This window comes from Gordonia sp. 852002-10350_SCH5691597 (assembly GCF_001665715.1).
Lineage (GTDB): Bacteria > Actinomycetota > Actinomycetes > Mycobacteriales > Mycobacteriaceae > Gordonia > Gordonia sputi.
The window spans coordinates 23,848-31,056 of the sequence record NZ_LZMO01000217.1 but is presented as its reverse complement, the minus strand read 5'-3'; the positions used below and the strand labels follow the sequence as shown (position 1 = coordinate 31,056).

Annotated in this window: 6 protein-coding genes; 3 read left to right on the top strand and 3 right to left on the bottom strand. The window is 66.1% G+C overall.

The window, feature by feature from the left end; all coding sequences use genetic code 11:
- Positions 1–106: 106 nt before the first annotated feature.
- Positions 107–1,051, bottom strand: coding sequence for a peptidylprolyl isomerase (locus A5777_RS15860; protein WP_005202626.1), 945 nt, complete (start codon positions 1,049–1,051; stop codon positions 107–109).
- Positions 1,052–1,283: 232 nt separating this feature from the next.
- Between A5777_RS15860 and A5777_RS15855 the strand changes: the two genes are divergently transcribed.
- The 3 genes from A5777_RS15855 (at position 1,284) to A5777_RS15845 (ending at position 4,582) form a co-directional block, all read left to right on the top strand.
- Entirely contained in the window at positions 1,284–2,003 is a 720-nt protein-coding gene (locus A5777_RS15855; RefSeq protein ID WP_005202628.1) for an MBL fold metallo-hydrolase, read from the top strand.
- On the top strand, positions 2,000–3,265 hold the full coding sequence (gene hisS, locus A5777_RS15850; RefSeq protein WP_064863370.1) for a histidine--tRNA ligase: 1,266 nt from the start codon (positions 2,000–2,002) through the stop codon (positions 3,263–3,265). Before A5777_RS15855 ends, hisS begins: the two co-directional genes overlap by 4 nt.
- 171 nt (positions 3,266–3,436) lie before the next feature.
- Complete coding sequence (locus A5777_RS15845; RefSeq protein WP_064863369.1) at positions 3,437–4,582, top strand: HoxN/HupN/NixA family nickel/cobalt transporter; 1,146 nt, start codon at positions 3,437–3,439, stop codon at positions 4,580–4,582.
- 5 nt (positions 4,583–4,587) lie between these two features.
- Here A5777_RS15845 and A5777_RS15840 read toward each other — a convergent pair whose 3' ends face one another.
- Together A5777_RS15840 and ypfJ are read right to left on the bottom strand one after the other, a co-directional pair.
- Positions 4,588–6,243 carry a DUF885 domain-containing protein gene (locus tag A5777_RS15840; RefSeq protein ID WP_064863368.1) on the bottom strand — a complete coding sequence of 552 codons (1,656 nt, stop codon included), beginning with the start codon at positions 6,241–6,243 and terminating at the stop codon, positions 4,588–4,590.
- Positions 6,233–7,111, bottom strand: a complete 879-nt coding sequence (gene ypfJ, locus A5777_RS15835) for a KPN_02809 family neutral zinc metallopeptidase (RefSeq protein WP_064863373.1) — start codon at positions 7,109–7,111, stop codon at positions 6,233–6,235. The genes A5777_RS15840 and ypfJ overlap by 11 nt, the downstream gene beginning before the upstream one ends.
- Positions 7,112–7,209 lie beyond the last annotated feature (98 nt).

Genomic DNA, 7,209 nt, shown 5'->3' with positions numbered 1-7,209 from the left:
GTGGGCTCGGCCGCCCAGTGGGGTTCTCGGGCGCACACTCGACACAGAGAAGCCGGGGGGGGGGGTTGGCCCGCCGAGGGGGCGCTTCGTCGCGTCGAGTGTGCGTTTAGTCCAGGTCTCCGCCGGTGATCTTGGCCGTGGTGATCTGCACTGGAAGCTTGGGCTTGCCGTCGTTGGCCTCGCCCGACGGTCCGGCGGTCACGCCGCCTGCGGCGACCTTGTCGAGCACCTTCAGGCCCTCGGGGTCGACCTTGCCGACTACCGAGTAGTCGGCCGGGAGCTGACTGTCGGAGATCACGAGGAAGAACTGGCTCGAGCCGGTGTTGCTGCTCTGGCCGCCCTGGTTGCTGTTGGCGATCGCGATGGTGCCGCGGGGGTAGATCACCGACTGCTGTCCGGTCATCTGGTTCGCCTGTCCTGCGGGCTTGAGATCGGTCGGCGGCTCGTCGGGGCTGCTCCAGCCCGGGCCGCCTGCACCGGTTCCGGTGGGATCGCCACACTGCAGCACCTTGAGTGCCTCGCTCGTGGTCATGCGGTGGCACGGGGTGTCGTTGTAGTACTTGTCGCTGATGAGCGAGATGATCGCGCCCGTGTTGCACGGTGCCGACGCCCGGGTCAGCGTGATCGGAATCGCGCCCTGGGACGTGTCGAACACCGCCGAGACGTCGCCGGACTTCAGTTGCCGGTCACCGGGCTTGGGGGCTGTCCGCTTCTTCGGGATGCCCTCGTTGATCATCTTGTTCATCTCGGCCGCGTACTTGCGGTACTCGTCGTGCTGCTCAGCGGGCACACCCTGCGGCGGATCGGTGGGGATCGGCTTGAGGCGGTCGGGCTGATCCTGATACTGACACGACGTCCATCGAGCGGCTTCGCGGTCGTCGAGGACCTTCTTCACGATGAGCGTGGTCGCGGTGGCGACGACTGCTACCACCACCACTGTCGAGATCGACGCGATGAGGATCCGCCGACGCTTGCGATCCTGGCGCTCGCGTTCGAGTCTGTCCTCAAGCTTCCGCTTGGCGGCTTCGCGGCGTTCCTCGTTGGTGGTCACGCTGGTGAACCCTCCTGAGACGTCTGTCGGGGCGTATGAAACTCGGTGCGTATCAAACACGGCGCGTATGAATCACGGCTGTATCGACACGCAAGTGTGCCAGGACACCCTGAGAGTTCTCCAGGCAGGTGTGCCGGAGTGTCGTCGAGTGGTGTTCGGACATGCGCCAGAATGGAGGGTCAGGAGCGACGCGTCATCGGCGCCCGCGTCATGTCGAAGCCGAGGAGAGCACATGCTGATCACCGGATTCCCCGCCGGGATGTTCCAGACCAACTGCTACATCGTGGCGCCCGAGCCGGGCGGTGAGGCGGTCGTCGTCGACCCGGGGCAGGAAGCGGCGGGCAAGGTCGCCGAGATTCTCGCCGAGCACGACCTGACCCCGGTTGCGGTGCTGCTCACCCACGGCCACCTCGATCACACCTGGAACGCCGCTGATGTCTGCGACGCATACGGGATTCCCGCCTATATCCACCCGGCTGATCGCCCGATGCTCGCCGACCCGGCGGTCGGCCTCGGCAGCGCACTCGGCGCGATGATCGGGCCGTTGACGTTCCGCGAGCCGGAGAAGGTCATCGAGTTCGTCGACGGTGAGCCGATCGAGGTGGCGGGCATCCGGTTCGACGTCGATCTCGCGCCCGGCCACACCCAGGGGTCCGTACTGTTGCGCACCGACGTTCCGGTCCTCGACGATGCAGGTCAGGAGACCAGTGTCGGAGTCTGCTTCTCCGGTGACGTACTCTTTGCGGGGTCCATCGGACGCACCGATCTGCCCGGCGGCAACCACCGGCAACTGCTCGAATCGATCGAGTCGAAGCTCCTCGGGTTGCCCGACCAGACCCAGGTGTTGCCCGGCCACGGGCCGCAGACCTCGATCGGGCAGGAACGCGCGACGAACCCGTTCCTCACTGAATTGGGGGAGTCGAGCCGACAGAAGGGAAGCAGGAGACTGTGAGCGCCGACTTCGTCGCACCGAAGGGCATCCCCGACTACTACCCGCCCGCGTCGGCTGATTTCCGCCGCGTCCGTGACACGTTCACCGACGCCGCTCGGCGCGCCGGCTACGGACACATCGAACTGCCGATCTTCGAGGACACCGGCCTCTTCGCCAGGGGCGTCGGCGAGTCGACCGACGTGGTCAGCAAGGAGATGTACACCTTCGAAGACCGCGGCGGCCGGTCGGTCACGCTTCGTCCCGAAGGCACCGCCGGAGTTGTCCGCGCGGTCATCGAGCACGGCCTCGACCGTGGACAGCTCCCCGTCAAGCTCTGCTACGCGGGTCCGTTCTTCCGCTACGAACGCCCACAGGCCGGCCGCTACCGCCAATTGCAGCAGGTCGGGGTGGAGGCGATCGGCGTCGACGACCCCGCGCTCGACGCCGAGGTCATCGCGATCGCCGACGAGGGGTACCGACGGCTCGGATTGTCGGGATTCCGCCTGGAGATCACCTCCCTCGGCGACGACTCCTGCCGCCCGGCATACCGCGACGCGCTGCAGGAGTTCCTGAGCGGACTCGACCTCGACGAGGCGACACGTCAACGCGCACAGATCAATCCGCTGCGCGTGCTCGACGACAAGCGCCCCGACATCCGCGAGGCCACCGCCGACGCACCGCTCATGCTCGACTACCTGTCCGACGACGCGCGCGGCCACTTCGAGAGCGTGCTGTCGCATCTGCGCCAGCTCGGCGTCCCCTATGTGATCAATCCCCGCCTGGTCCGCGGCCTGGACTACTACACCAAGACGACGTTCGAATTCGTCCACGACGGACTCGGTGCGCAGTCGGGTATCGGTGGCGGTGGTCGATACGACGGCCTGATGCGTCAACTCGGCAGCAAGCAGGATCTCTCGGGTATCGGCTACGGGCTCGGCGTCGACCGTACGATGCTGGCTCTCGAGGCCGAGGGCATCGCGCACGTCGACGCCGCGCGGTGTCAGGTGTTCGGGGTGCCGCTGGGTACCGACGCGAAAGCCGAATTGGTCAGTGTCGCAGGGCAACTGCGTGCTGCGGGCGTCAGCGTCGACCTCGCCTACGGCGACCGCGGACTCAAAGGCGCTATGAAGGCCGCCGATCGGTCCGGCGCGAAGCTGGCGCTGGTACTCGGCGACCGTGAACTCGCCGAGGGGACCATCGAGGTCAAGAACCTGACCAACGGTGAGCAGCACAAGACATCGCTGGAGGGCGTTGTCGCAGAGGTCAGTCAACTGCTGGCCTGAGAACGGTTCCCGGGATCCGCGCGAACGGCACCAAACCGGCAATGCCCCTGTATCCGGCATGAAATCCGTTGCGGCACTGCACTATCCGATCGGATAGGTGCGAGGGCCCGATCGACGAGTTTCGATCTGAGCAGATGTTCAGATGAGCGGTGATCGGCCTATCGTCGTGTCATGAGTTCGTCTGTCACCGGGGTCGCGCGTTCCTCACGACGTCTGTCATCGCTGTCGTCCCGCCTCTCACGCGGGGAGTGGGCGAGTATCGGCGGAATGGTCGCGGCTGTCGCCGCCCTGCACGTGATCGGTTGGGCGACGCTGGTGTTCCTGGTGGCGCCAGAGCATTTCACCGTCGGTCAGAAGACGCTCGGTATCGGCATCGGACTCACGGCGTACACGCTCGGGATGCGGCACGCCTTCGACGCTGACCACATCTCGGCGATCGACAACACGACGCGCAAGTTGATGGGGGAGGGTCAGCGGCCGCTGTCCGTCGGATTCTGGTTCTCGCTGGGGCATTCGAGCGTCGTCTTCGGCCTCTCCGTGCTGCTGGCGTTCGGGATCAAGGCTCTCGCAGGCTCGGTCGAGGACGACTCATCGACGCTGCATCAGGTGACGGGCCTGATCGGAACGAGCGTGTCGGGTGGATTCCTGTACCTGATCGCCACGATCAACATCGTGATCTTGCTCGGCATCCTCCGTGTCTTCCGTGACATGCGGCGAGGCGTGTACGACGAGGCGCAGCTCGAAGAGCACCTCAACAACAGGGGCTTCATGAATCGCATCCTTGGTCGCGTGATGAAGGTCGTCAGCAAGCCGTGGCAGATGTATCCGATCGGCGTGCTCTTCGGACTCGGATTCGACACCGCGACCGAGGTTGCGCTCCTGATCCTTGCCGGATCGAGTGCTGCGGCAGGTCTGCCCTGGTACGCGATCCTGTGTCTGCCGGTCATCTTCGCCGCCGGTATGAGTCTGTTCGACAGCATCGATGGGTCGTTCATGAATTTCGCATACGGGTGGGCGCTCGCCAATCCGGTGAGAAAGGTGTACTACAACCTCATCATCACGGGATTGTCCATCGCGGTCGCACTCGTCATCGGCACCATCGAAGTGCTCGGGCTGCTCGCCGACGAGTTCGGGTGGAGGGGCAGGTTCTGGGACGACCTCTCCGGCATCGACCTCAACGTGCTCGGTTTCGTGATCGTCGGATTGTTCGTCGCCACGTGGATCGTGTCGCTGGTGGTGTGGCGCTTCGGACGGATCGAGGAACGCTGGACTACCGCGCTGGCGCAGCCGGTTGTCGACGGACCGACCTCGAACTGAGCGTCCTAGCGCGTCATCTCCTCGCGCAGGACGTCGAGGCTGACCCCGCCGAGCGCGAGGGCGTTGGTGTGGAAGTCCCTGAGCGTCCACTCGGGGTGTCGGATCAGCGCTTGCGTCCGGCACTGCTCCCAGACACGTTGTCCCAGCGCATAACTCGGTGCCTGGCCTGCCCACCCGAGGTAGCGGTCGAGCTCGAAGCGCAACACCGCCCGATCCATCGCGACCGACTCGGTGAGGAACTGCCATGCCTTCTCGGCGTCCCAGGTGCCACCACCGACAGATGCGGGTGCCGCCTTGCGGCAGTGGACACCGATGTCGACGACGACCCGCGCCGCGCGTAGGCGCTGCGAGTCGAGCATGCCCATCCGGTCGCCGGGGTCGTCTAGCCAGCCGAGCTCGCTCATCAACCGCTCGGCGTAGAGCGCCCAGCCCTCACCGTGTCCCGAGGTGAAGGACGCGAGTTTGCGCCAGGTATTGAGGTCGGGATCGACGATCGCGGCACCGAGTTGCAGATGATGGCCCGGCACGCCCTCGTGGTAGACGGTCGTCTTCTCCTGCCAGGTGTGGAAGACGGTCTGTTCCGGCGGTACCGCCCACCACATCCTGCCTGGCCGGGAGAGGTCGGCGCTGGGCTGCGTGTAGTAGATGATGCCGGTCGACGACGGTGCCAGCCGACACTCGAGTCGGGTGAGACGGTCGGGAATGTCGAAGTGTGTGCCGGCGAGGCCGTCGACCGCTGTGTCGGACGTCTGCTGCATCCACGCGAGGAACGACGCGCGATCGTGGAGCTGGTACTGCGGTGCGGCGTCGAGGAATTCGAGTGCCTCGGCGACGCCCGCCCCGGGCACCAGGTCTGCGGCGATCGCCTGCTGCTCGGCGGTGATGGCGTCGAGGCGATCAAGCGCCCAGTCGTAGGCCTCGTCGGGATCGACATCGGTGCCGAGGTAGTACGGCAACCGGAGGAGGTACCGGTCGCGACCGATGGCGTCGTCGGGGTCGGCGGAGTCGAGGACCGTCGACCGCAACGATGCGGCCAGGCCGTCGAACGCGGCACCGGCGCTGTCGAGCGCGGCGGCCAGGTCGACGGAGAGTCTGTCGTCGGAGGCGATCGACGTGGTGTTCTGCGCGATCGCCGCGCGCGCCCCATCGGCTTGTGCCGCAACCAGTTCGACCTGTCGTCGTGCGAGCGCGGGTCCGACGTCGCGTCGGTGCGCGAGTCCGACGATGACGCTGTCGATCGCCGCCGGGATCGCGTTGATCCGCGCCACCATGTCGGCGCACTGATCGGCGGTGTCGGTGGGCATGAGGTCGAAGATGTCGCGAATCGCCTGCAGCGGTGAGGCGATCACATTGCACTCACCGGTCAGTTCACCGGCGTCGGCGAGTGCGAGTTCGCGATTCAACCCCGCTCGCATCGTGGCGATGGTGACCCTGTCGACGTGGTCGGCGGGTGACGCGGCGTCGAGTCGTGCCAGCGTCGCGCGCACCAGGGCTGCCCGTTCGTCGACGGCGTCGGGGGAGAAGTCGGTCAGTAGACGGTCGTGGCCCGCGAGGCCGTACTCGGTGGCAAGGATCGGGTCGAGGTCGGCGCTACGAGCCAGATGGTCGTCGGCGATCGCGTCGAAGGGGGTTGGTGTGCGCCCGGTGTGCTCAGAGGTCATTGGTGGAGAACGTGTCGCACTGGCGTGGGTCGCCGTTCTTGTATCCGGTCGAGAACCAGCGGACCCGCTGATCGGCCGAGCCGTGCGTCCAGCCCTCGGGATTGGAGTTCGCGCCCTGGATCGTGTCGTCGCCGATCGCCTTGGCGGTCTGGATGACCGAGTTGATCTGATCGTTGGTGAGCGGTTCGAGCATCGCGTCGGTGCCCTTGTCGGCGTGATACGCCCATACGCCTGCGTAGCAGTCAGCCTGCAATTCGACGCGGACCGAACCGGACTTGGGTCCTTTGGAGCCGAGCTGCTGACCCTTCTGCAGCGCGCCCGTCAGGTTCTGCACGTGGTGGCCGTACTCGTGCGCGACGACGTACTCCTGCGCCAGCGGGCCGTCGCTGCCACCCATCTGCTTGAGCTCTGCGAAGAACGACGGGTCGAAGTAGGCGGTCTTGTCTACGGGACAGTAGAACGGGCCGGTCGCCGAGGTGGCGGCGCCGCAGCCGGTGTCGACCGAGTTGCTGAAGATGACGGTCTTCGGTGGCGTGTAGCCCTTCATCAGGTCCGACCACACCCGGTTGATGCTGATGGTGGTGGCCTTGATGCGGCAGATGTCGTCGGTGTTGGCCTTCTCGATGGTGCACTGGGCGAGGTGCTCGTCGATCTGGCTCGCCGAGTTGCTCGTCGAACCTCCGGTCGTCGACGACGATCCGAGGATCTGGCCGGGATTGATGCCGAGGAACAGTGCGACCAGCGTGACGATCAGTCCGGCACCGCCGCCGAGCGCGATACGGCCGCCTCCGCCACCGCCGAAACCACCACCACCCCCGCCACCGGACACGTTGCTGTTGTCCAGCCCCCCGCTGCCTTGGAACGTCATGCAGGTCAGGCTACCGGCGAGGACGTCCGGATACGGGTGAACCACGCCCAATGGTCACGTCTCGCGGTGGTGTGAGATCGGCGGGTTCGACGCGGGCG

Excerpts from the sequence above, each read along its gene's own strand:
- A5777_RS15855 (WP_005202628.1), top strand. The coding sequence starts at position 1,284 with ATGCTGATCACCGGATTCCCCGCCGGGATGTTCCAGACCAACTGCTAC.
- A5777_RS15845 (WP_064863369.1), top strand. The coding sequence starts at position 3,437 with ATGAGTTCGTCTGTCACCGGGGTCGCGCGTTCCTCACGACGTCTGTCA.
- A5777_RS15840 (WP_064863368.1), bottom strand. The coding sequence starts at position 6,243 with ATGACCTCTGAGCACACCGGGCGCACACCAACCCCCTTCGACGCGATC.
- ypfJ (WP_064863373.1), bottom strand. The coding sequence starts at position 7,111 with ATGACGTTCCAAGGCAGCGGGGGGCTGGACAACAGCAACGTGTCCGGT.